Consider the following 23,986-nt stretch of genomic DNA (forward strand, 5'->3'; position numbering starts at 1 on the left):
TGGTTTTTTTTTATTATTCCCTTTTGATCACACGGTTACCTTTGTTCCGGAGAACTTGCCATGTACGGTATTGACGATGCTGTCCTTTTCATCAAGACCGAATACCAGCATCGGCATCTTCTGCTCCATACACATGATGGAAGCGGTAAGATCCATAGCTGCCAGCTTCTTTGCAACTACTTCATCGATGGAAATCTCATCATACTTCTTGGCATCCGGATTTACCTTCGGATCACTGTCATAGATTCCATCAACAGCCTTGGCAAGAAGAATGGCATCTGCGCCGATCTCAACAGCACGAAGTACAGTAGCTGTATCTGTAGAGAAATACGGATGGCCGGTACCACCTGCAAAGAATACAACCTTTCCTTCTGCGAAGCTCTCTTCTACAGCATCCTTGGAATAAAGTGTGGTAAATGCACCACATACAAACGGGGTAAACACCTCTGTCTTAAGTCCCACATATCTGCAGATGTCAGACACATAGATACAGTTCATGATAGTAGCAAGCATGCCGATCTGATCCGCCTTGCTTCTGTCCATGGCTCCGCTGGTACGTCCTCTCCAGAAATTTCCACCTCCGATCACGATACCAACCTGAAGTCCTTCATCCACGATCGTCTTGATCTGTTTGGCAACCTCTGTAACAGTTGCTTCATCAAAGCCTCTCTTCTGCTCTCCTGCAAGAGCCTCTCCGCTTAATTTCAGTAACACTCTTTTCATATGTTTATTCTCCTTTACCATACGCCGGATACAACTTCATTGCCGTCATTGTCAAAAGTTGTGGATACCGTAAACGTATCATAATAATAATAACCTGTCTTACCGGACTCCGGCTCGTCCTCATAATCACTGCCATTTGGGCTGCCGCATGCATTCTCAAGCTCAGACATGGACTGACCGATATATCTTGCTGCTACAGATGCCGGATCATCCTCGCCGGATGGTGCTTCCGTAGGATCCGGTGCATCGGAAGAATCAGAGGAAGCTGGTGCAGATGTTGGATCCGGTGTGGATGTGGAGTCCGAACTGCCGGACGAACTGCTGTCTGTACTGTCTCCATTATCATCAGAACTCTCCGGAGTCGGAGTCACAGCCGTACTGTCTGAAGAATCTGTACTGTCACTGTCACTTTCACTGTCATCCTCAATGCCAAGCCTTGCCTTTACATCCTTCAGGGTAGACACCTCCTTGGTGCTTCCGCTCGCCAGATATGTAGCATATGGAATTCCGTCTTCACCCTCACCATCCATGCACAGGCTCAGCTGTGAGATCGTCGGAAGCGGCAGCTGGCGGAAGAAACATTCATTCTGCTCTTCGTCAGTAAATGTGATCTTTACATCAAAGCTTGTTGCTGTATCTCCGTTATCGTCCTTCTGACTCTTCTCCATATAATAAACAGCCTTGTCGTTGGAAGCCAGTGTGAATTTACCATTTACAAGATCGCTTCCCCAGGTCTCATCACTGTCATCGCCATCATCTCTGGTAGGACGGACATAAATTGCAGAAATCGTGGAGTTCATCTTATTGGTAAATACAATACTGGTAGTGGTCTCACTCTTGGTTCCCATTACGTTCTTGATATTTGCTGTTTCATCCGTAGAGGTCTGCATCTCCACCACATCCGTTTTCGCAGCTTCCGTTACCGTCGGGGTTGCCGTTGCCTCCACCTTCTGCTCCGGTGCCACAGAGTTCTTCTTTCCGCAACCGGCTGCAAGCATGCTCGCTGCAAGAATTCCGGCAAGAATCAAATAACGTTTTTTCATTATATCTCCTCCATATAAAATGGTCCTATTCGCTGTCAGGTTTTCCTTTTCTATTATTACAGAGTATCACTTTCTTGTCAACCTGACCGTTCTGAATTTCACAGAATCTTTAGATATTTTAAACTATGTCAAAAATTGGAACAGCTGAGGTCAGAACCCGTTTTCCCTTCGCTGTCTGCGCATATCACGGCGCATTTTCGCAGCTTCATTCCGGGCTTTTTCCGCTTCTGTGGTAATGATCAGTTCCGGCACCTGGATCGGTTTCTGGTCTTCATCTACAGCCACCATCACAAAAAATGCCCGGTTTACAGTATGACGCATGCCATCCGGCTGTTCCACATACGTATCGATCTCGACCTCCATGGAAGTTCTTCCCACATAAGTCACATATCCCTTAAGTACTACGATCTCTCCCTCATAGATCGCATGCTTGAACTGAAGATTGTCCACTGCCGCAGTTACCACCCGATATGTCTCCGCATGACGCATAGCTACCACTCCGGCAACCTCATCCAGCCACTGCATCAGCGCTCCGCCAAAAAGTCTTCCGCCTCCGTTCAGATGCTGCTGCATGATCAGATGAACCTGCTCCGTCATCGATGCTTCTACCGTTTTTTTACGTCTATCCTGTACCTCTGTCATTTCTCATTCCCCGCATTTTATCATACTTTTACTTTTTCAGTTGAAACCAGCCGATCAATAAAGATTTTTTACTTTAAAGTCTCGCTCCGCTTCTCTTCTCTGATCCTTCTTTGCAATATCCTGGCGCTTGTCATAAAGCTTTTTACCACGTGCCATGCCAATCTCTATTTTTACCAGGCTGTCCTTGAAATAAACCTTCAGTGGTACCAAAGTCAATCCTTTTTCCTTTAATTTAGCTTCGATCTTATTGATCTCGTAGCGATGCATCAAAAGCTTACGCACACGAAGAGGATCTTTGTTAAAAATGTTTCCTTTCTCATAAGGAGTGATATGCATTCCATATACATAAACTTCTCCGTTTTCCACACGGACAAAGGCCTCCTTGATGCTGCATTTACCGGAACGTAAGGATTTCACCTCGGTTCCTGCAAGTGCGATCCCGGCCTCATAGGTATCTTCGATAAAATAATCATGAAAAGCCTTTTTATTATTTGCGATCAGTTTCATTCCTGTTTTTTTTGCCATTTCGCGCTCCCTCAGTCTTCCTCAGCCAGGACAAAATCCACGGTTTTCAGCATTTTATCCGCATCTGCCACACGGACACGGACCTTCTGCCCAAGACGGAAGATCTTTCCTGTCATGTCGCCCCGCAGTTCATATGCATCCTGGTCAAATACATAATAGTCATCTCGTAATGTATTGATATGGATCAGTCCTTCTACGGTATTCGGAAGCTCCACATAAAGTCCCCATCCTGTAACGCCGGAGATGATCCCCTCATACTCCTCTCCGAGATGATAGGACATATACTCTGCTTTCTTCAGCTTATCGGATTCTCTTTCTGCTTCGTCTGCACGCCGTTCGCACACACTGGACTGGCGCGCCACTTCATCCAGGATCTCCTTGTAATGCTCGGTACGTCCTTCCCTTACCAGTCTGCCTCTCAGACGGTCATGGATGATCCTGTGGATCTGAAGATCCGGATATCTTCGGATCGGAGAAGTAAAGTGGCAGTAATACTTCGCTGCAAGTCCGAAATGTCCGCTGCATTCCGTAGTATATTTTGCCTGTTTCATGGTACGCAAGGTCAGGCGGCTGATCTGTGCCTCATTGGGCATTCCCTCAATACTTTCCAGGATCTCCTGGATCTCACCAGGCGTGATCTCCTGTCCGGATTTCTGTATGTTGACTCCTTCATTATGAAGAAGCATCAGAAGACTTTCAATCTTTTCCGGATCCGGATTTTCATGCGTTCTGTATACAAAGGGATAATCTCCGGTGCAGTATTCCTGTGCCACAGTTTCATTGGCAAGAAGCATAAAATCTTCAATGATCCTAGTTGCCACATTGGCTTCATAAGGCTGCACATCAATAGCTCTTCCTGCCGCATTCAGGATGATCTTACTTTCCGGAAAATCAAAGTCAATGGAACCTCTTGTATGACGGCGGCTGCGCAGGATCCCGGAAAGCTCTTTCATCAGGAAAAACATGGGGATCAGAGCTTCATAGCGTTTCTTCGCCACCTCATCAGTATCTTCCAGAATATTTTTCACATCTGTGTAACACATACGCTCATCTACACGGATCACGGTTTCTGCGATCTTATGGGAAATCACCTTTCCTTTTTCATCAACATCCATCAGACAGCTTAAGGTCAGACGGTCCTGTCCCTGGTTCAGAGAACAGATACCGTTGGAAAGCCGCTCCGGGAGCATGGGAATGACACGGTCTGCAAGATAGACGGAAGTTCCGCGCTTCAGTGCCTCTCTGTCAAGGGCACTGCCGCCCTGAACATAGTTGCTCACGTCTGCGATGTGCACACCCAGATGGTAGATTCCATCCTCCTTTGTCAGGGAAATGGCATCATCCAGATCCTTTGCATCCTCACCGTCAATGGTAACTGTAACAAGATTTCTGAGATCCAGTCTTCCATCCAGATCCGCTTCCTGTACATGATCCGGCACACGGTCAGCCTGACGAAGTACTTTGTCAGGAAATACACTTGGTATGTTAAAGCTCTTCACAATAGCAAGGATATCTGTTCCAGGTGAACGTAAGTTTCCCAGCACCTCCGTGATCTTTCCTTCCGGCTTCCGGTTTCTGGAGCCGTAATCTGTGATCTCTGCAACTACCTTGTCTCCGTCCTTTGCTCCCATGGAGTTTTTTCTGGAAATAAAGATATCTTTGGAAAATTTGGGGTTATCACTGATCACAAAGCCATAATCACGGCTGCTCTGGTATGTTCCCACGATCGAAGGCATTCCCCTTTCCAGAACCTTCAGCACAACGCCTTCCTGACGTTTTCCCTCTTTATGTCCGTTCCGTACAAGGATCTGCACCTTATCCTGATGCATGGCGCTTCCCGTGTCATTTTCCGGAATAAAAATATCCTGTTCCTGACCCTCCACTTCCACAAAGCCAAAGCCCTTGTAATGGCCAATAAAAGTTCCCTCCATGAGGGTTCCGTCCTTCTCGGAGAAACGATATTCCTCATGATTCTTCTCTCTGCATTCTCTTCCCTTACGGCCACGCTCCGGCTTTTCTGCCTTCAGAGCTTCTTTATTCTTTCGTCTGTCTCTGCGCTTGCCGGAAACCTTGCTGTATCTTCCTTTATTATCTACTTCAGCCTTGCCCTGGGCGCAAAGCTCGTCCAGCACGTCAAAAAGCTCTTTTTTCTCACTCTTATCCAGCTGAAGAAGAGATGCGATCTCACGCAGGCGCATGGGCTTATACAGCGGATCTCCCAGAAGCTCCATTATAAACTTTTTTCTTTTTTCAAAATTTTTCGATCTTTTCACATTTTCTCCTGTTTCATATTTATATTTCATTTTTACCCTGTTATCATTCCGGAGGAAGGCTCACCCGTGCCCCTGTATCAACGCAAAAACACTCCTGCTGATTAACAAAAGAAGTCCCCATCCGAGTTTCTTCTGCATGCTAACGCAGCAAGAGTGTTACCAACTTCTGTTCTGCCCCTGGCAGATCAGATAATGTTCAGTACGATTGACAGTACAAAGAAAATAACTCCCATGATAATGGTACCTCTTACAAGACCACCTTCCATGGAACGGCCCTTATTCTTACCCCAGTAAGTATCAGCTACTCCGGCGATAGAGCCAAGACCCTGCTGCTTGCCCTCCTGCATCAGTACGACAACAGTCAGAGCGATACAATCTATTGCATAAATTACAGTCAGAATAATCTTCAAAATGTTCACGCGGTTACACCTCCTAATCAACTAGAGGTTATTTTACCATAGCTAAACCGGGATTTCAACCATTTTCCGTTTATTTTATGCAGGGCTTTTTCTGAGATTTTTTTGCAAAAGGATCTTTATATCTTCCAAGAGCTCCGAGCTGTTCGTGGATCCGCAGAAGCTGGTTATACTTGGCGTTCCGGTCCGAACGGCAGGGTGCGCCTGTTTTGATCTGTCCCGCCCCACAGGCAACTGCAAGATCTGCGATAAAGGAATCCTCTGTTTCCCCGGACCTGTGAGAGATCACTGCACGATACCCGGCATGCTGAGCCATCTCCACCGCATCCAGAGTTTCCGTGAGAGTTCCGATCTGGTTTACTTTAATAAGGATAGCATTGGCAACATCAAGTCCGATGCCACAGTGTAGCCGTTTGATATTGGTGACAAACAGATCGTCGCCTACCAGCTGGATCTTTTTCCCCAGGTGTTCCGTCAGATATTTCCAGCCTTCCCAGTCATCCTCCCAGAGACCATCTTCAATGGAAACAATGGGAAATTTTTCCACCAGTTTTTCATAATACTCTGTCATCTCACCGGCATCCCGGTAGATCTTTTCTCCTTTCATGCGGCTCTCCCCAGGGAAAAAGTATACGCCCTTTTCCTCATCATAAAGCTCGCTGGAGGCTGCATCAATGGCAATGGTGATCTCTTCTCCTGACTTATATCCTGCTTTTTCTATGGCATGAACGATCAGGGTAAGCACTTCCTCCGAATCAGAAAGATCCGGAGCAAAGCCGCCTTCATCTCCAACCGCTGTGGAGAGTCCTTTTTCCCGGAGAAGAAGCTTTAAGTGCTGGTAGACTTCCACACACATGCGGATACCCTTTTCCAGACAGCAAGCTCCTGTTGGCATGATCATAAACTCCTGAAGATCTACCGTATTGTCCGCATGCTTTCCCCCGTTTAAAATATTCATCATCGGCACAGGGAGCTGCAGGGTATGACAGCCGCCCAGATACTGATAAAGAGGAAGCCGAAGGGCCCCGGCTGCTGCACGGGCTGCTGCCAGAGATACTGCCAGCGTGGCATTGGCTCCTGCACTGCTTTTGTTCTCCGTTCCGTCGGTTTCGATCAAAAGATGATCGATCCATGCCTGGTTCAGGGCATTCTCTCCGATAATGGCATCTGCCAGACGTGTATTGATATTTTCCACTGCTTTTTTCACACTCTGTCCCAGATATTCCTCCCGGTTTCCGTCCCGTAGCTCCACAGCCTCAAATTTACCTGTGGATGCTCCGGACGGCACCATGGCTCTTCCTGTGTATCCATTAATCCCCACAATTCCTTCACCTACCGTCACTTCCGCTTCCACTGTAGGATTCCCCCTGGAATCAAGGACCTGTCTTGCATGAACTTTTCGAACAGGCAGATAACGTAGCATAAGTTTTTCCCTCCTTGAAAATAATAATACTGTTTATGATCTCCTGCACTTTGTAGTTTTCTTCTTATGTTTATGAGGGTAGCTTGTCCGAAAAGGGTTGGGTCTATACCTTTTATCCGTCCTTGATATTGTCTGATTTTTCAGTTCTTTTATTTTTATTATTTTTCTTTTTATGCTTATCTTTATTATTTTTTAAATTTAGTATTGACATTTTCTATTTTATCTGTTATAGTTTAACCATCAAATAAAACAAACGGAAAACAAAAAACTAAATCAAAAAGGAGCGTGAACCCACCGAAAACATAACTTACTTCCCATAATCTAAGAAAGAGAGGTACAGTCCACCAGAAGATTTAACGATTTTACATTATAATTAAAACAAGGAGGTACGGACCACCGAGAACGTAAATTTTAATTCCGTATAAGTTTTAAATCTAAGAAATGAGAGGTATATTCCATTGGATAATGAAAATTAAAAGAGTCATCGGCAGAAGAAATCAATCGCTGATGGCTCTTATTTTTATCCCTTTCTTACAAACATAGCCTCATGATCTTCTGCTTTCATATCTTCTTCTCTGTGTTCATAAACATATTAATAACTCCATTTTCTCTGAGGTTCCCATGAAACAAAAACACATCTACCGTCTTATTTTTTTCTTTGTCATGGCTTTTGCTCTTGGCAGTCTTGTAGGAAAGATCTATTCTCATTTTACTTCCAACCCACGATCCGATCCGAATTCTGCCAAAAGCAACCAGACCTCTTCTGCTTCTATGACATTCCAAAATGAAAACTGGGGGCTCGGTTTTCAGGAAGAAGGCAAACGGCCCACAGGAAATGCTTCTATGGAAGAATTAAAAAAATACAATGCCTGGTATGCAGCCGATACCGATGAGAAAAAAATCTATCTTACCTTTGACGCAGGCTATGACAATGGAAATATGCCTGCCATTCTGAATGCCTTACATAAGCATCAGATACATGCCACATTTTTTGTTGTGGGGACTCTGATCCGTGAAAAACCGGAACTGATCCGTGAGATCGTAAATGCAGGCCATACCATAGGCAACCACACCATGACACACCCGGATATGTCCGGCATCTCCACAAAGGAAGCCTTTCAGAAGCAGCTTGAGGATGTGGAGGTTCTTTATAAGGAAGCCACCGGAAAAGAAATGACAAAATTTTATCGCCCGCCCCAGGGCATTTACAGCGTGGAAAATTTAGAGATGGCAAAAGAGATGGGATACCACACCTTTTTCTGGAGTCTGGCTTATGTGGACTGGTATCAGGATAAGCAGCCTTCGAAAGAAGAAGCTTTTGAAAAGCTTCTGGGACGGATCCATCCGGGTGCCATCGTGCTACTGCACAGCACCTCTTCCACCAATGCTTCCATTCTGGATGAGCTACTGACAAAATGGGAAGAGATGGGATATACCTTCGGAACATTAGAAGAACTTGTGGCATCGGGATCCGCCTGAAAAAAAGCGCACATGATCCATGCATCCTCAGTGCCATCGACACGGATCTTCCCACTTTTGGATTTTCCAGATAAGCACAAAAAAAATCTGCCCCGGGACTATGTTCTCATATGTCCTGGGACAGATTTTTCTGTGCTATTGATTTCAGAAGGTGTTCTTCTTATTTAATTGTCTTATTTACTGGACAGCCTTGAATGCCTCATCAAGATCCTGGATGATATCATCGATATTCTCAGTTCCGATGGAAAGACGGATCGTGTTTGGCTTGATTCCCTGATCAAGAAGCTCTTCCTCTGTGCACTGGCTGTGTGTTGTAGTAGCCGGATGGATAACAAGGGATTTCACATCTGCAACGTTTGCAAGAAGTGAGAACAGCTCAAGGTTATCAATGAAATCCTTTGCCTTCTGTGCGTCTCCCTTGATCTCAAATGTAAAGATGGAACCGCCGCCGTTAGGGAAATATTTCTTATAAAGCTCCTGCTGGCTTGGATCTGTGGATACAGACGGATGATGAACCTTCTCTACCTGCGGATGATCATTCAGATACTGTACAACCTTCAGTGCGTTCTCAACATGACGCTCTACACGGAGAGACAGTGTCTCAAGTCCCTGAAGGAAGATAAAGGAGCTCACCGGAGAAATTGTTGCTCCTGTGTCACGAAGAAGGATCGCACGGATCTTTGTAACAAATGCTGCCGGTCCGCATGCTTTTGTGAAGCTTACGCCATGATAGCTTGGGTTTGGCTCTGTAAGAGATGCAAATTTGCCGGATGCCTCCCAGTCAAACTTACCACTCTCTACGATCACACCACCGATAGTAGTTCCGTGGCCACCGATGAATTTTGTTGCGGAATGAACAACGATATCTGCGCCGTACTCAATTGGTCTTACGAGGTATGGTGTTGCAAATGTATTATCTACAACAAGCGGAATTTTATGTTTGTGAGCAATTTTTGCAAGAGCCTCAATATCTACAACATCAGAATTTGGGTTTCCAAGAGTCTCAATATAAACAGCTTTTGTGTTCTCCTGGATCGCATTCTCCACTTCCTCGAGATTGAATACATCAACAAATGTTGTTGTGATTCCGTATGCCGGAAGCGTATGCTCCAGAAGGTTTGTTGTACCGCCGTAAATATTTTTGGCTGCTACAATGTGATCTCCCTGCTGTGCAAGATTCTCGATCGTGTATGTGATAGCTGCTGCACCGGATGCTACTGCAAGTGCTGCGGAACCACCTTCAAGTGCTGCGATCCTCTTCTCAAATACGTCCTCTGTCGGGTTTGTAAGACGTCCGTAAATGTTACCGGCATCTGCAAGTCCGAAACGTGCTGCTGCATGATCGCAGTTGCGGAATACATAGGAAGATGTCTGGTAGATTGGTACTGCTCTTGCATCTGTAACCGGATCCGGCTGTTCCTGTCCTACGTGAAGCTGTAATGTCTCAAATTTGAATTTTCTCTGATCTCTTGTAATTTTGCTCATGTGTTTGTCCTCTTTTCTTTTATTCTTATATTCGGTAAAATAGTAATTTCTTATCTTATGATCATCTGCTTATCAGCGACAACAACACATTCGCTTTTCTTCGATAAACACCCTTGTTGACTTCTGTAAAACCTTCATGATTTCCTCCTGATCATCACGTTGCTCACCTTGTTTTGTGTGCTCCGTTTTTTGATGATGCAATCATATCACCCTTTTCCTAGTATGTCAATGGGGTTTATCTATTTAGGTTCTCACCTTTATTTATGACTGGCTATAGATTTTATTTATAACGCCACCACCTACAACCTCATCTCCGTCATACATCACTACAGCCTGGCCTTTTGTGATGGCTCTCTGCGGTTCATCAAATTTCACATGAAGGATGCCATCCTGTGTCTGCCATGCAGTGGCAGGCTGCTCTTTGTGACGGTAACGGATCTTGGCAGTCACTCTTTTCGGCTCAGCTAAGCAGTCCACAGAGATCAGATTTACACTGTCTGCCTCCAGTTCACTACTGAAAAGATCTGCGTTGTCCCCGAGAACTACCGTATTGGTCTTCGGAGAGATCTCACAGACATAAAGACGGCTGGCCGCCGGAATGCCAAGGCCGCGGCGCTGGCCGATCGTGTAATGGATGATCCCCTTATGGCGTCCGATATAGTTTCCCTCTTTATCTACAAAAGCACCCTCCGGTGTTTTTTTGCCTGTGTACTTCTCAATAAATTTCGCATAGTCGCCGTCCGGTACAAAGCAGATATCCTGACTGTCATGCTTTCTGGCATTGATAAAGCCATGTTTTTCGGCAATGACACGAACCTGGTCCTTCCGAAGACCTCCAAGCGGAAGCTTTACATGTGCCAGCTGTTCCTGGGTCAGCATATAGAGAACGTATGACTGATCCTTTGTATCGTCCACTGCTTTTTTCAGAAGGTAGCGGTCCCGTTTCTCATCGTACTCCACTCTTGCATAATGTCCGGTTACAATATAATCGTAGCCAATCTCCTGCATGCGGTGAAACATTTTATCAAATTTCAGATATCGGTTACAGTCGATACATGGATTAGGGGTGCAGCCATTTTCGTAGGCATCTACAAACCTGTCCATAACCTCTGTATGGAAATCTGCGGTAAAATTAAACACGTAGTAAGGCATATCCATCTGATAGGCTACGCTTCTGGCATCCTCAACATCGTCTAGGGAACAGCAGGTCTTTTCCCTGTGGACACCGATATCTTCGTTGTTGTAAAGTTTCATGGTAGCGCCGATGCACTCGTCACCGGATTCCTTTGTCAAAAGAGCTGCCACGGAGCTGTCTACACCGCCGCTCATTGCTATGATCGCTTTTTTCATTTATATCTTAACCTTTCCTGATGATTGATAATTTCTCAGCTTTGCAGCCTGTATTCTCTTACGGTTACTGCAATTTCGCATTTATTATAATATGGCAGTTATTCTTTGTCCACGATTTTTCACCCGGAACCTTTGCTTTGCTTCTTTCCTGCAGGCTCTCTTTGGTATATAATAGAAAATATTTTTCAGAAAAGGATGTGACTATATGAAGCTTTCCCTATTTTCCACGCTGCGAGGATATCGGAAGGAATACCTTCCCAAAGATATTTTCTCCGGCATCATCATAGCAGCTGTTTCCATCCCTATCTCCATGGGATATGCCCAGATTTCCGGGATCCCGGCGGTATACGGACTATACGGTTCTGTTCTGCCGATCCTTTTGTTTGCTCTATTTTCCACTTCAAGACAGTTTATCTTCGGAGTTGATGCGGCACCTGCTGCCATTGTAGGTGGTGCACTGTCTACTCTTGGCATTGCTGCAGAGTCAGAAGCTGCCATGGATTATGTTCCTGCCATCGCACTTTTTGCAGGTCTGTGGCTGTTTATCTTCTTTCTGCTCCACGCTGATAAGATCGTGGACTTTATCTCCACACCTGTGATGGGCGGTTTTATCAGCGGTATCGCAGTTACCATCATCCTGATGCAGATCCCGAAACTTATGGGAAGTCCTGCAGGATCCGGAGAGCTCCTGGAACTGGCAGAGCATATCTTCGCTGCTGCCAAAAATACCAGCTGGCTTTCCCTCTTCATGGGGCTTGGTGCTCTGGTGCTGATCCGCACATTTAAAAAGCTGGCGCCGAAATTCCCCATGGCTATCGTTATTATGGCTCTGGGTGTTCTTTCCACCGTTGTTTTTCATGTAAACGAAAAAGGCGTAGTCCTCCTGCAGTCTGTAGAACGTGGGCTTCCCTCCCTGGTGATCCCGGATTTCGGAAATGTTGATCTGACCCAGGCGGCAGGCCGCGGTCTTATGGTTGCTGTTGTCATTATGGCAGAAACTCTTCTTGCAGAGAATACCTTTGCGTTCCGCAATGATTATAAGCTGAACGACCGTCAGGAAATCCTGGCCTGTGCCGCCGGAAATATTGCTGCCGCCGCAGTAGGCTGCTGCCCAGTAAACGGCAGTATCTCCCGCACCTCCCTCAATGAACAGTACGGTGGAAAATCTCAGGCGGTTTCCATCACTGCCGGGATCACCATGGCTCTGATCCTTCTTTTCGGCACCTGTTTTATCGGATATCTTCCAGTTCCTGTACTGACAGCCATTGTGATCTCTGCTCTGATGGATGTGGTGGAAACCCATCTGGCTGTACGTCTTTTCAAAGTAAGCCGTACAGAATTCTACATCTTCATGGCTGCCGGTTTCAGTGTGCTCTGTCTTGGAACCATTTATGGGGTTATCATTGGTATCCTGCTCTCTTTCGTAGCTGTGATCCTGAAGGCCACCAACCCGCCGCGCTCCTTCCGTGGTATGATCCCTGGAAGAGATGCTTATTTTGATCTGTCCAAAAACCGTTTCGCCTACCCTATTAAGGGCGTTGTGATCTACCGTTTCAGTGAAAACCTGTTTTTTGCAAATATAAAGATTTTTCAGGAAGATATTGAGAACAGCATCCGAAAAGACACCAGGGTAGTGATCGTAGATGCCAGTGCTATCAACAGCATTGATGTCACAGCAGCAGACCGTCTGGATGCCATCTCCGCAAGCCTGAAAAAACGTGGGATCCGTTTTTACCTCACAGAGCATTCCACTCAGATCAATGACCAGCTGCGTCAGTTCGGCATCGGTCATATGATCAAGGACGGTATGGTCCGCCGTACCATTCTTGCTGCTCTGCATGACGCAGGGATCGAAGCCCCTTATGAACTGGATGTTCCAAAGGAAGACGAGACAAAGCTTCTGCGCCGCAGTATCGCTTTTCTTCCGGCAGAGGAAGAAAATACCCTGGAAGAGTTCGCCTGGGCTTTTGGTGATGATGCAGTAAAAGAGATCGAAGAATCTGTCCATCACATTATTGAACAGCTGCATCAGATCCCGGATATCCAACGTCTCTCCGAAGAAGGTCTGGAAGAGCTTCTGGATAACTGGCATGGGCTAGGTGTTCTGGATGAGGATGAACTGCTTCGAAGAATTGAATTACATATGGATGAGCTGCCTGAGGAATTAACTTCCGACCGGAAACTGATCCTTCATCTTCTAGAAAAGCGCCGTGGCAAGCTGAAAGAAAAAATCCTTGCCGAGCATCCGGAAGTCCTAGAACGGCTGGAACAGCGCCGGAAAAAGCTGGAAGAACGGCTGGAAAAGCAGAATCCGGAAGCTGTTCAGAAATGGAAGCACTGGAAGGAAGAGCATCTCAAAGACTGATTTCTGCATACATCCCCTTTCCAGGTCCATGATCAGATTGCAGGGTTTCCTGCATATTTCTCACAGATATTGATAAAATCCTGCATCACGGCAGAAGGCCTGCGATCCTTTTTCCAGGCAAGAAGGATCCTGGTCTTCAGCTTCTCTTCTTCAATGATGCGGATTGGAAGATCTGTACAGAGATCTTCCATGGATCTTGGAAAAACGGCGGTTGCAAGACCTTCCTGCACCCAGAGCATGGCGTCTCTGGGATCATCGCAGACACAGAAAATATCTGGCTGGAGATTTTTTTCTCCAAAGGCTTTCATCAGAAATTCTTCGTACCGCCGGTAAATAATGAGAGGGCATTCAGTCAGTTCTTTAAGGCTGATGCCCTCTTTTTTTGTCTCATTTTCCGGGATCTCCGGAGGAAGGACCGCGATCATGGGTTCCTCATCCAGTTCCAGATAATTTAAACCTTCCAGCTTGATAGGTGTACGCACTACCGAAACATCAATGATCCCATCCATCAGATAATTCAGAAGTGTAAAGGTGATCGCATCCCTTACCTCAAAGTTTACATCACAATTTTCCCTGGAAAATCTGGAAATATAAGGCATAATGGTGGTCACTGTGGTTGGCGTGATCCCGATACGTAAAACCTGTTTTTTCCCTGCTTTGGATACTTCCAGTTCTGTGGAACGAACGTAGCTCAAAATGTTCTCTGTCCTGTCATAAAGAAGCTTTCCTGCTTCTGTCAGTGTCACGCCTGCCCTGGTCCGCTCAAAAAGCTTCACCTTCAGCTCTGCTTCCAGCTGCTTGATCTGATAGCTCAGCGGCGGCTGGGACATGTTCAGTCTCCTTGCGGCTTCATTGATGCTTCCTGTTGCTGCGATCTCATGAAAATATTCCAGCTGTCTGATTTCCATATATAAATCCTTCTTTCTTTATCTGATATATAACACAGGCAAAACCCATCTACCGCTTATTGCTTTTCGCTGTCCCACAGAGTACTTTCTTAATTCGGTTAAGAAATACTATATCTGCAATACTTTGTAAATACTATGAATATCTTTCCCACACAATTATCCGAAAAACCATACTTCTATCATCCCACAGATTTCCGTCCCAGGCAATAGCAAAATTATATTATCATACATTAAAAACAATATTATACGTATTATCTCCATAGGAGTATAATAACAGAGGTTTATTATAGAAAAATAAGGAAACGGAGGAAGAAAAAGAAATGCGAACACTTGCAAAATATCTTCAAAACTACAAAAAAGAAAGCGTTCTGGCTCCTTTTTTCAAGTTTCTGGAAGTTGTATTTGATCTGCTGGTGCCTGTCGTCATCGCCCAGATCATCGATGTGGGAATTGCAAATAATGACCACGGCTATATCGTTCAGAAGTTTTTTATCCTGATACTGATGGCTGCTGCAGGACTTGCAGTCAGCATTACTGCACAGTTTTTTGCTGCAAAAGCCAGCGTAGGCTTTGCCACAGAAGTGCGTCAGGCTGTATTTGACCATATCCAGAAGCTTTCCTATACGGAGCTGGACACCCTTGGCACTGACACGCTGATCACCCGTCTTACAGACGATGTCAATCAGGTACAGAACGGAGTAAACATGGGACTCCGTCTTCTTCTTCGAAGCCCGTTTATTGTTCTAGGCTCTATGGTAATGGCTTTTACCATCAATGTACGCTGTGCACTGATCTTCGCAGTTGCCATTCCGGTACTGTTCCTGGTTGTCTTTGTGATCATGTTTTTAAGTATCCCGCTTTTCAAAAAAGTACAGGGACGTCTGGATTCCGTCACCCGTCTTACCAGAGAAAACCTGACCGGTGTCCGTGTGATCCGTGCATTTTGCCGTGAAGCTGATGCCGTTGCGGAGTTTGACGAAAGCAATCTTGCACTTACCAGACTGAACGAATTTGTCGGAAAAATCTCTGCACTTTTAAATCCTGCAACTTATGTACTGATCAATATCGCAACAGTAATCCTGATCCAGACTGCAGGTGTACAGGTAAACCTCGGAAACATGCAGCAGGGTGAAATAGTTGCTCTTTACAACTATATGGCACAGATGATCGTAGAACTGATCAAGCTTGCGTCCCTGATCATCACCCTGAACAAATCCATGGCCTGTGCGGATCGCGTTGCCGGAATCCTGAAAGTCGATTCCACCATGACTTACCCGGACAAAGCTTCCTTACCGACTGTGGAAAGCAGTGACTATGCAGTCGCTTTTGACCATGTGAGTTTCTCCTATGCAGGAACCGGCGCACCTAGCCTTTCTGATATCACTTTTTCCGCAAAAAAAGGCTCTACGATCGGAATCATCGGCGGTACCGGAAGCGGTAAATCCACTCTTGTGGATCTGATCGCCCGTTTCTACGACGCAACCTCCGGAGTCATTACCCTCGACGGTCAGAATGTACAGACCTATTCCAGGCAGGAACTCAGGGAAAAAATCGGCGTAGTTCCTCAAAAAGCAGCACTTTTCCAGGGAACCATCCGCGATAACTTAAGCTGGGGACGTGAAGATGCCACGGACGAAGAAATGTGGGAAGCACTTACCACCGCTCAGGCTCGTGAAATCGTAGAGAAAAAGGACGGTCAGCTGGATTTCCGTCTGGAACAGAACGGCCGGAATCTTTCCGGTGGCCAGCGTCAGAGACTTACCATTGCCCGCGCCCTTGTGAAAAAACCAGAGATCCTGATCCTGGATGACAGTGCCAGTGCTCTTGACTTTGCCACAGATGCGGCACTTCGGAAATCCCTTCACCAGCTTGGTGGAAAAACAACCACCTTCCTGGTATCCCAGAGAGCCGCCAGCATCCGCCAGGCCGATCTGATCCTGGTACTGGATGACGGTCAGCTTTCCGGAAAAGGAACCCATCAGGAGCTGATCTCTACCTGTGAAACCTACCGTGAGATCTTTTTCTCACAGTTCCCGGAAGAGCGTACCAAATATGAAAAAGCGACTGGAAAGGAGGTCCTGGCATGAGTAAAACAGATACAACCGCCAAAAGCAAAAACAGCATGGCAACCTTTTTCAAGGTACTACGTTTCATTGGAAAATACCGTTTTCTTCTCGTATTAAGTGTGATCCTGGCAGCAGTCACTGTAATTTTGCAGCTGTATGTCCCCGTACTTTTTGGTTATGCCATTGATGAGGTCGTTGCTGCCCACGAAGTTGATTTTACAAGAATGGGATTCTATCTTTCCCGTATTCTTGTCATGATCGTATTTTCCGGCATTGCCACCTGGATCATGAGTGTCATCAACAACCGTATGACCTACCGCACAGTACAGGATATCCGTGCAAGATCCATCCGCCATATTCAGAAGCTTCCTCTGTCCTACCTGGACGGACACAGCACCGGTGATATCATCAGCCGTGTCATCGCAGATACGGATATTCTTTCCGATGGTATGCTCCTTGGATTTACACAGCTGTTTTCCGGTGTCATCACCATCATCGGAACCCTGCTCTTCATGTTCTCCAAAAATGTGTGGATCACTCTGATGATCATTGTCCTGACACCTGTAAGCTTTTTTGTGGCGAAATTCATCTCCTCCCATTCCTTCCAGATGTTCCGTGCGCAGAGTGATGCCCGTGGACGTCAGACTGCACTGATCGAGGAAATGATCGGAAATCAAAAAGTGGTTCAGGCCTTTGGTTACGAAAATCGTTCTTCCGAACGTTTTGCTGCGATCAATGAAGAACTCCGTGATGCTAGCCAGAAGGCTGTTTTTTACAGCAGCCTCACCAACCCGTCCACACGATGTGTCAACAACATCATTTACGCAGGTGTAGCTCTTGCAGGTGCCTTTCTGATCCCGGGCGGTCATCTGACTGTCGGTGGACTTTCCGTACTGCTGGCTTATGCAAACCAGTATATGAAGCCCTTCAACGATATCAGCTCCGTGATCACAGAGCTTCAGAACGCTCTGGCCTGCGCTACCAGGATCTTTGATCTTCTGGAGGAAGAGCCGGAAAGCCCGGATCCATCCGGAACTCTTGTCGATGTAAAAGGTGCAGTGGATATCCGGAATGTTTCCTTCCGCTACGAAGCGGACAAACCTCTCATTAAAAACTTTAATCTTCATACAGAACCAGGCAGACGTATTGCCATCGTAGGCCCTACCGGTTGTGGCAAGACAACTTTTATCAACCTGCTGATGCGGTTCTATGACGTCACCGGTGGAAGTATTTCCGTAGACGGAACCCCCATCACCGATATTTCCAGACATGCCCTCCGCGAAAGCTATGGCATGGTTCTCCAGGATACCTGGATCAAGCATGGAACTGTCCGTGACAACATCTGTATCGGAAAGCCAGATGCATCCGATGAGGAAGTGATCCAGGCAGCTAAAATGTCCCACAGCTGGGAATTTATCCGCCGTCTTCCAAATGGCCTGGATACCATTCTTTATGAAGACAGCTTAAGCCAGGGACAAAAGCAGCTTCTCTGCATCACCCGTGTCATGCTGTGTCTGCCGCCGATGCTGATCCTTGACGAGGCAACCTCCAGTATTGATACCCGAACAGAAATGCTGATCCAGGAGGCCTTTGACCGGATGATGCAGGGACGAACAAGCTTTATCGTTGCACACCGTCTTTCTACCATCCGCAATGCAGATGAGATTCTTGTCATGAAAGACGGAAGCATCATCGAACAGGGAAGCCATGAAGAGCTTATGGCAAAAGGCGGATTCTATCAGAATCTTTATAACAGCCAGTTTGTGAAGGTTTCTGAATAATATAAGCTGATTTTAACCGAATCAGGCAACTGGCTAAATGCGGATCGCAAATATCCGCCTGACTTAAAGTTCTCCGGAACACAGATTTTCTGTACCGGAGAATTTTTTTTACTGTTTCAACGATATAAAAAAATAAACATCTCCATATGATATCAATTTTGATATCCAGGATGATGTCTATTTTTATAAAACTATATTCAGATCTTTTTATATTTTGTCCGAAGAAGCCATTTCTGATCGATCACTTTCAGTTCTTCTCCAAAACGGATGTGAAGCCTTACAGAACCCGGAAGCTGCTCTACATGCTCAATATTTCCGGTTCCAAATTTCGGATGACTGACATCCTCTCCGATCTCATAGCGTACAATACTGTTCTGAGTACTCCTGTGCTGCTGCTCTCTTCTGTAAGTATCCCGCACCGTTACAGTACGGTCATGGATCGGGCTTCGGAGTTTTTTCTCATAGTTGTGTTTCATTAGAGCTTCCCCTGCCTTATAATATGGCGTTGGTGCCGCACCAGTCAAGGAACAGCAGTATTTCCAGGCACTTCCGTGGGTTCCGTGCTGCCACTGATACTCTGAGGGAATGTGAAAATTATACTGCATATAGTGAGCATATTCATGTTTGTAAAGATCCAGTCGGTCTTCTTTTTTCAGAGGATTTTTTACCGCATAGCCGATAAACAGCAGAGAAAAATGGAAATGCTCTTTTTCGTGGCAGCTGCCTCTTGTATAAGATCCCAGCAGATCCGGCTCCATGCCAAAAGTTATAGGGATCCTTGCTCCGTTAAGATGAAATTTTTTATCGAATTCTGCATAGAGACTTCGGATCTGAGCTGTAAGTATTGGAATTTCTTTCTGTAGGGCCTGTGAAAGTGTCTGATCGATCATTGTATCTGCAACTCCTTATCGTCACCTTTTGCAAATTTATAAAATGAACAATCGCTACTATATCATTTTTCGGAAAAAATGTAAACACCTGAAAAAAATTACTGATCCAGTTCTTTCCTCACATCCGGGAACATTTCCACACAACGTTTCAGGATTCCCTGCATGTAGGCAATGGCAATTCCATAATTGGTGATAGGAATCTCCTGATCCAATGCACATTTCTGACGGTAACGCATTTCTCTCTCATTAAGCATACATCCGCCACAATGCACGATCAGACTGTACTTCGTCACATCCTCCGGGAAATCTCTTCCGGAGGAATACTCAAATTCCAACTCTTTCCCCGTATAATTACGGATCCAGCGTGGAAGCTTGACTGTTCCGATATCATCACACTGCCTGTGGTGGGTACATCCCTCTGAGATCAGGATCTTGTCACCGTCTTTCAGCCGGTCCAGTGCTGCTGCCCCAGCTGCCGCTGTCTTTAGATTTCCTTTAAATCTGGCAAACAGAATAGAGAATGAAGTAAGCCAGATGTCTTCTGGAGTTTCTTCACTGACTCTGGCAAAGACCTGGCTGTCTGTGATCACAAGCTTTGGTTTTTTCCCCAGGATTTCCAGTGTATTGGAAAGCTCATCCTCTTTAATCACGATGGCTGCTGCTCCGGCTTCCAGCACATCACGGATCGTCTGCTGCTGCGGAAGGATCAGACGCCCTTTTGGTGCAGCTTTATCTATGGGAACTACAAGAATCGCAAAATCTGATGGTTCAAGGAGATCCCCTACCAGACGCAATTTCAGTTCATCCGTTACTGCCAGAGAAGCGATCTTTTCTTTCAATTCGTAGATATTCTGACCGGTGGCGGCGCTGGCATAAATAGATTGCTCTGTGTTCTGGTTTTCATGATCCTGTTTCTGGCTGACACTGCTCTCTTTGACCGCACCCGCATGGGTATTCCGGTTTAAGTTATTATCTGAAGAAAGCCGGTTCCCATCTTTTGTTTTCAGCAGATCTGCCTTGTTATAAACAACCAGATATGGAATCTCCTTCTCTTTAAAAATATGGATCAATTCTTTATCCACACTGGTTTTTCCCACAGTGGCATCTACTACAAGAACTGCTACATCCACTCTGTTCAACACCTGTTTCGCCTTGCGGACGCGAAGTTCTCCAAGATGTCCTTCATCATCAATACCTGGTGTATCTATGATCACCACCGGGCCCATAGGAAGTAGTTCCATGGCCTTACTTACCGGATCTGTAGTAGTTCCCTTTACATCGGATACCACAGCCAGCTCCTGGCCTGTCACCTTATTTACGATACTGGATTTTCCTGCATTTCTTCTGCCAAAAAAACCGATATGTACACGGTCTGCTGACGGTGTTTCATTCATTCCCATAATTTATCCTCTTTTCTTTCAGCATCAGACAGGTCCTCATCCTTTCCTGTTCCTATCAACCTGCTTCTTTTTGATTTTTCAAAAGCCGGACATTCCTTCCACTCTTATATCATAGTGTAGTATCTCTTTCAGCATTTCTTTTATCCAACTGTGTGGGACGTGTCATATTGAAATCATAAAGTCGATCCAGCTTTTTGATCTGATCCTGGATGATCTCATCATCATTAGGAAGATATAGCTCTCCTGTATGCATTTTTTCTCATTGAGCGCATGTCAGCACCTCCTTTTTTGCGTTTTTACAAAAATGATATTTTTTATGTTATCATATCCTATATTCACCTACAAGCATGAATTTTCTGAATAATCCGAGGTTTTTTCGTGAATCTGTTATATTTATATATAATCTGCAGATTTATCTTCTGTCAACAGATTTCTGTATTTTTGCTATTCACAAAATCTTCCACCCTGTCGGATCACTTTATTTTTCTGCTCCGTTTCCAATTCTTCATCGGTAAAGATCAACTGGTACTCACTGACATCATTATATTTTATGAGATTTTTTTTGCCAAACTTGGTATGGTCCGCCAGAAGATAGCTTTCCTCTGCATTGGCATACACGCAGCGTTTCACAGCTGCTTCGATCTCTCTAGTGGCCGATGCTCCAAAAGAGGCATCTACTGCACTGGCTCCAAAAAAAGCTTTGTCATAATGAAATCTGGATATATTTTTATTTTGTTATTTATGTGCTATTTTATATACAGAAACACCTATACTCATCTTTTGCAGAAAGGATCTCGAATATGAAACCATTATCTTCATTTAAGCCACAGGCTGTTTTCAGCGATATTGACGGCACTTTACTAACCTCAGAACATGTGGTATCTCCGCTGACCAGTTCCGCCATTCATACTTTGACAGATCAGGGCGTTCTGTTTACTATTTCTTCAGCACGAAGCCCTTCCGGCATCCGTCCTATTATTAAAAAAAATGATTTCCATTGTTGTACCATTGCATTCAGTGGTGCACTAATCCTGGATGAAGATCAAAATATCCTTTACGAAAAAGGAATAAGCATTTCCGACGCTTCCAAAATCATTGATGTGATCGAAAAAAAATGTCCTCACGTGACCTGGAATGTTTTTACCTCAGAAGACTGGATCGTAAAAGACCGGACAGACCCTCATGTGATCCATGAAGAAACGGTTGTGGAAACTACCTCTATAGAGGGATCCCTTCAGTCTCTCTCAGATACGCTTATGGTAGATAAAATCCTGTGTATGTGCGATTCTGAATATATGTCACCGTCAGAAACACTTCTTCGCAAATATTTTCCGGAATTATCTATTGCAAGATCTTCCGATTCTCTTCTGGAGATCATGGCTGGCGGCATAAACAAAGCGGAAGCTGTAAAATATCTTTGTGAGCTTCGAAAAATCCCTCTTACCAGTACTATTGCATTCGGAGATAATTATAATGATCTGGAAATGCTGGAGGCAGTAGGATGTGGAGTTTTGATGGGAAATGCACCTTCTGAGCTGCAAAAACATTTCTCTTTTGTAACAAAGAGTAATGATCAGGACGGGATTTTTCAGGCCTTTAAAGAATTGGGAGTTCTGAATTAAAGAATATTTATAACAAATAGAAAGTCTCTTCCAGAAGATAATTTTTTATCTGTACCTGTGAAAGAGACTTTCTGTATTTCAGTAGATATTATTTATTTCAGTACCGTTCCGGCTTTAAAAGCATCGCCGACTTTTTCGCCAAGACGGATATATGCATTGTTGAACGGATCAAAAGTGATCGGTGCTGCTTTTGCAACATCTACGTTTCCATTTTCATCCAGAACGCTCTCATCCACGCTGACATTTACGATCTCACCGATCAGCCGGCAGGTGTCTTTGTCATAGCTTTTCAGCTTACATTCTATACAGATTGGAAGCTCTTTGATAATAGGTGCATCTACTTTTTCAGATTTTTCTGCTGTAAATCCGGCTTTTACAAATTTATCCGGCTCTTTGTTTCCGGAAACAATTCCTACATAGTCGCAGGCTGTCATATGCTCCACATCTGCCATACTTACTGTAAAAGCGCCTTTTTTCAGGATGTTTTCAGTTGTTTTATGATTTTCACTGACACAGATGGAAATTTCCTTATCATCGCTGATTCCTCCCCAGGCTGCATTCATAACATCCGGTTTTCCATCTTCACCATATGTAGCGATCATTAATACCGGCTGTGGATAAGTGTAAGGCTTTGCTCCGAAATCTTTTCTCATGATCTTTCACTCCTTTATTGTATTGCCGTTACTTTTTATAAATTGACGTACAAGCTGCAGACCTCCCAGCGGAACACAGAATTTATCTCTGTGCTGACTACATTGCTGATACGTTTCTTCCAGATCAAACCACTGTACCTCTTCTACTTCTTCCTTTTGAAGTGTAAGATGATCGATCTCTACCGGGTGATCGTAAATATAAACAAAAGCGATTTCTTCATCCCGGAATATTTTTCTATGAAATTCTCTGGCAAAAGATATGGGGAATTTTCCTGCAAACTGCAGATCAGCTGATTCTGCATGGATTCCCAGTTCTTCTTCCAGTTCCCGTAATGCCGATTCCATTGGTTCATCTCCCGCCTGTATGTGACCTGCAGATGAAGTATCAAATTTTCCAGGAAAGGAGTCCTTGTTTCTGGATCTTTTCTGAAGAAGGATCTCTGTTTTTTCATTCCTCCGACGGATGATCCAGATATGAGCAGTACGATGAGGGATTCCTTCTGCGTGAGCAATACTCCGTTCTACGATCTTTCCAGTGGGATTTCCGTTTTCATCTATGATATCAAATAATTCCATTTTTTTGCTTCTTTCTCATAAATTATTCTTTCTTAACCAAACCAATTTCATTCTAGCATGATTTCGAAATAGTTTCCAGTCTGTTATCAGAAAACATTCTATAGAGGATTACTTGATTCGGTTAAATATTACGATATATATAACGGATATTTATACAAACATATAAAAAGTGCCTGTAAACAATTCCTTGTTTACAGGCATAAAAAAACTCCCCCTGTTGGACTCGAACCAACGACACTGCGGTTAACAGCCGCATGCTCTACCGACTGAGCTAAGGAGGATTACTTAAATATTTAATTAAGGTTTGTACCTTAAAAACTACATACATGCTTGTTGATCGTTAATCAAACTCTTTGAATCAATTCT

General features: G+C 44.8%; 21 protein-coding genes and 1 tRNA gene. 5 read left to right on the forward strand and 17 right to left on the reverse strand.

Translation table 11 applies throughout. From position 1 onward, the window contains the following. Positions 1-27: 27 nt before the first annotated feature. The 7 genes from pyrH to eno all read right to left on the reverse strand — a co-directional run bounded on the left by pyrH (position 28) and on the right by eno (position 7,045). Positions 28-723 carry a UMP kinase gene (pyrH, locus tag BLP57_RS08415; RefSeq protein WP_021976283.1) on the reverse strand — a complete coding sequence of 232 codons (696 nt, stop codon included), beginning with the start codon at positions 721-723 and terminating at the stop codon, positions 28-30. 14 nt (positions 724-737) lie between these two features. After that, positions 738-1,766 (reverse strand): hypothetical protein, encoded by a 1,029-nt coding sequence (locus BLP57_RS08420; RefSeq protein ID WP_092070885.1) that lies wholly within the window; start codon positions 1,764-1,766, stop codon positions 738-740. A gap of 150 nt (positions 1,767-1,916) precedes the next feature. Continuing rightward, on the reverse strand, positions 1,917-2,408 hold the full coding sequence (locus BLP57_RS08425; RefSeq protein WP_114002727.1) for an acyl-CoA thioesterase: 492 nt from the start codon (positions 2,406-2,408) through the stop codon (positions 1,917-1,919). A 54-nt stretch (positions 2,409-2,462) separates the two neighbouring features. Beyond that, positions 2,463-2,933: an SsrA-binding protein SmpB gene (gene smpB / locus BLP57_RS08430; RefSeq protein WP_092070887.1), complete on the reverse strand. Its 471-nt coding sequence runs from the start codon at positions 2,931-2,933 to the stop codon at positions 2,463-2,465. Positions 2,934-2,944: 11 nt separating this feature from the next. Next, positions 2,945-5,236, reverse strand: a complete 2,292-nt coding sequence (gene rnr, locus BLP57_RS08435; RefSeq protein ID WP_092070890.1) for a ribonuclease R — start codon at positions 5,234-5,236, stop codon at positions 2,945-2,947. Between the two features lie 155 nt (positions 5,237-5,391). Continuing rightward, a complete protein-coding gene (gene secG, locus BLP57_RS08440; protein WP_021652956.1) occupies positions 5,392-5,625 on the reverse strand; it encodes a preprotein translocase subunit SecG in 234 nt (77 codons plus the stop codon). A gap of 70 nt (positions 5,626-5,695) precedes the next feature. Continuing rightward, positions 5,696-7,045, reverse strand: a complete 1,350-nt coding sequence (gene eno / locus BLP57_RS08445) for a phosphopyruvate hydratase (protein ID WP_092070893.1) — start codon at positions 7,043-7,045, stop codon at positions 5,696-5,698. A gap of 621 nt (positions 7,046-7,666) precedes the next feature. Between eno and BLP57_RS08450 the strand changes: the two genes are divergently transcribed. Continuing rightward, on the forward strand, positions 7,667-8,524 hold the full coding sequence (locus tag BLP57_RS08450; protein WP_092070896.1) for a polysaccharide deacetylase family protein: 858 nt from the start codon (positions 7,667-7,669) through the stop codon (positions 8,522-8,524). Between the two features lie 177 nt (positions 8,525-8,701). On the opposite strand, the gene BLP57_RS08455 is transcribed toward BLP57_RS08450, so the two are convergent. Then, the gene (locus tag BLP57_RS08455; RefSeq protein ID WP_015526804.1) at positions 8,702-10,009 is read right to left on the reverse strand and encodes an O-acetylhomoserine aminocarboxypropyltransferase/cysteine synthase family protein; all 1,308 of its coding nucleotides are present in this window, start codon (positions 10,007-10,009) and stop codon (positions 8,702-8,704) included. A gap of 261 nt (positions 10,010-10,270) precedes the next feature. Beyond that, complete coding sequence (gene mnmA, locus BLP57_RS08460; protein ID WP_092070899.1) at positions 10,271-11,359, reverse strand: tRNA 2-thiouridine(34) synthase MnmA; 1,089 nt, start codon at positions 11,357-11,359, stop codon at positions 10,271-10,273. Between the two features lie 205 nt (positions 11,360-11,564). On the opposite strand from mnmA, the gene BLP57_RS08465 reads away from it, so the two are divergent. Further along, the gene (locus BLP57_RS08465) at positions 11,565-13,724 is read left to right on the forward strand and encodes a SulP family inorganic anion transporter (RefSeq protein WP_092070903.1); all 2,160 of its coding nucleotides are present in this window, start codon (positions 11,565-11,567) and stop codon (positions 13,722-13,724) included. 32 nt (positions 13,725-13,756) lie between these two features. Here BLP57_RS08465 and BLP57_RS08470 read toward each other — a convergent pair whose 3' ends face one another. Continuing rightward, positions 13,757-14,632, reverse strand: coding sequence for a LysR family transcriptional regulator (locus BLP57_RS08470; protein ID WP_092070906.1), 876 nt, complete (start codon positions 14,630-14,632; stop codon positions 13,757-13,759). A 320-nt stretch (positions 14,633-14,952) separates the two neighbouring features. On the opposite strand from BLP57_RS08470, the gene BLP57_RS08475 reads away from it, so the two are divergent. Both BLP57_RS08475 and BLP57_RS08480 read left to right on the forward strand, forming a co-directional pair. After that, entirely contained in the window at positions 14,953-16,719 is a 1,767-nt protein-coding gene (locus BLP57_RS08475) for an ABC transporter ATP-binding protein (RefSeq protein WP_092070909.1), read from the forward strand. After that, entirely contained in the window at positions 16,716-18,479 is a 1,764-nt protein-coding gene (locus BLP57_RS08480; protein WP_092070912.1) for an ABC transporter ATP-binding protein, read from the forward strand. The genes BLP57_RS08475 and BLP57_RS08480 overlap by 4 nt, the downstream gene beginning before the upstream one ends. A 197-nt stretch (positions 18,480-18,676) precedes the next feature. Here the strand turns inward: BLP57_RS08480 and BLP57_RS08485 are convergent, their stop codons facing one another. The 4 genes from BLP57_RS08485 to BLP57_RS08500 form a co-directional block, all read right to left on the reverse strand. Beyond that, on the reverse strand, positions 18,677-19,369 hold the full coding sequence (locus BLP57_RS08485) for a hypothetical protein (RefSeq protein WP_092070915.1): 693 nt from the start codon (positions 19,367-19,369) through the stop codon (positions 18,677-18,679). A 98-nt stretch (positions 19,370-19,467) separates the two neighbouring features. Continuing rightward, positions 19,468-20,769, reverse strand: coding sequence for a [FeFe] hydrogenase H-cluster maturation GTPase HydF (hydF, locus tag BLP57_RS08490; RefSeq protein WP_092070919.1), 1,302 nt, complete (start codon positions 20,767-20,769; stop codon positions 19,468-19,470). A 109-nt stretch (positions 20,770-20,878) separates the two neighbouring features. Beyond that, positions 20,879-21,022, reverse strand: coding sequence for a maltose acetyltransferase domain-containing protein (locus BLP57_RS08495; protein ID WP_015526815.1), 144 nt, complete (start codon positions 21,020-21,022; stop codon positions 20,879-20,881). 191 nt (positions 21,023-21,213) lie between these two features. Continuing rightward, positions 21,214-21,492: a hypothetical protein gene (locus BLP57_RS08500; RefSeq protein WP_092070922.1), complete on the reverse strand. Its 279-nt coding sequence runs from the start codon at positions 21,490-21,492 to the stop codon at positions 21,214-21,216. A gap of 77 nt (positions 21,493-21,569) precedes the next feature. Here BLP57_RS08500 and BLP57_RS08505 point away from each other — a divergent pair, with 77 nt between their 5' ends. Beyond that, entirely contained in the window at positions 21,570-22,391 is an 822-nt protein-coding gene (locus BLP57_RS08505) for a Cof-type HAD-IIB family hydrolase (protein WP_175442967.1), read from the forward strand. Positions 22,392-22,483: 92 nt separating this feature from the next. On the opposite strand, the gene BLP57_RS08510 is transcribed toward BLP57_RS08505, so the two are convergent. The 3 genes from BLP57_RS08510 to BLP57_RS08520 all read right to left on the reverse strand — a co-directional run bounded on the left by BLP57_RS08510 (position 22,484) and on the right by BLP57_RS08520 (position 23,901). Continuing rightward, positions 22,484-23,044, reverse strand: a complete 561-nt coding sequence (locus tag BLP57_RS08510; RefSeq protein WP_092070928.1) for a flavin reductase family protein — start codon at positions 23,042-23,044, stop codon at positions 22,484-22,486. Positions 23,045-23,050: 6 nt separating this feature from the next. Further along, entirely contained in the window at positions 23,051-23,620 is a 570-nt protein-coding gene (locus tag BLP57_RS08515) for an NUDIX hydrolase (RefSeq protein ID WP_092070931.1), read from the reverse strand. A 208-nt stretch (positions 23,621-23,828) separates the two neighbouring features. Further along, positions 23,829-23,901: transfer RNA gene (locus tag BLP57_RS08520), tRNA-Asn, on the reverse strand. Between the last annotated feature and the right edge of the window lie 85 nt (positions 23,902-23,986).

Origin of the sequence: Blautia sp. SF-50 (assembly GCF_900101315.1) — a bacterium.
Taxonomy (GTDB): domain Bacteria; phylum Bacillota; class Clostridia; order Lachnospirales; family Lachnospiraceae; genus Blautia_A; species Blautia_A fusiformis.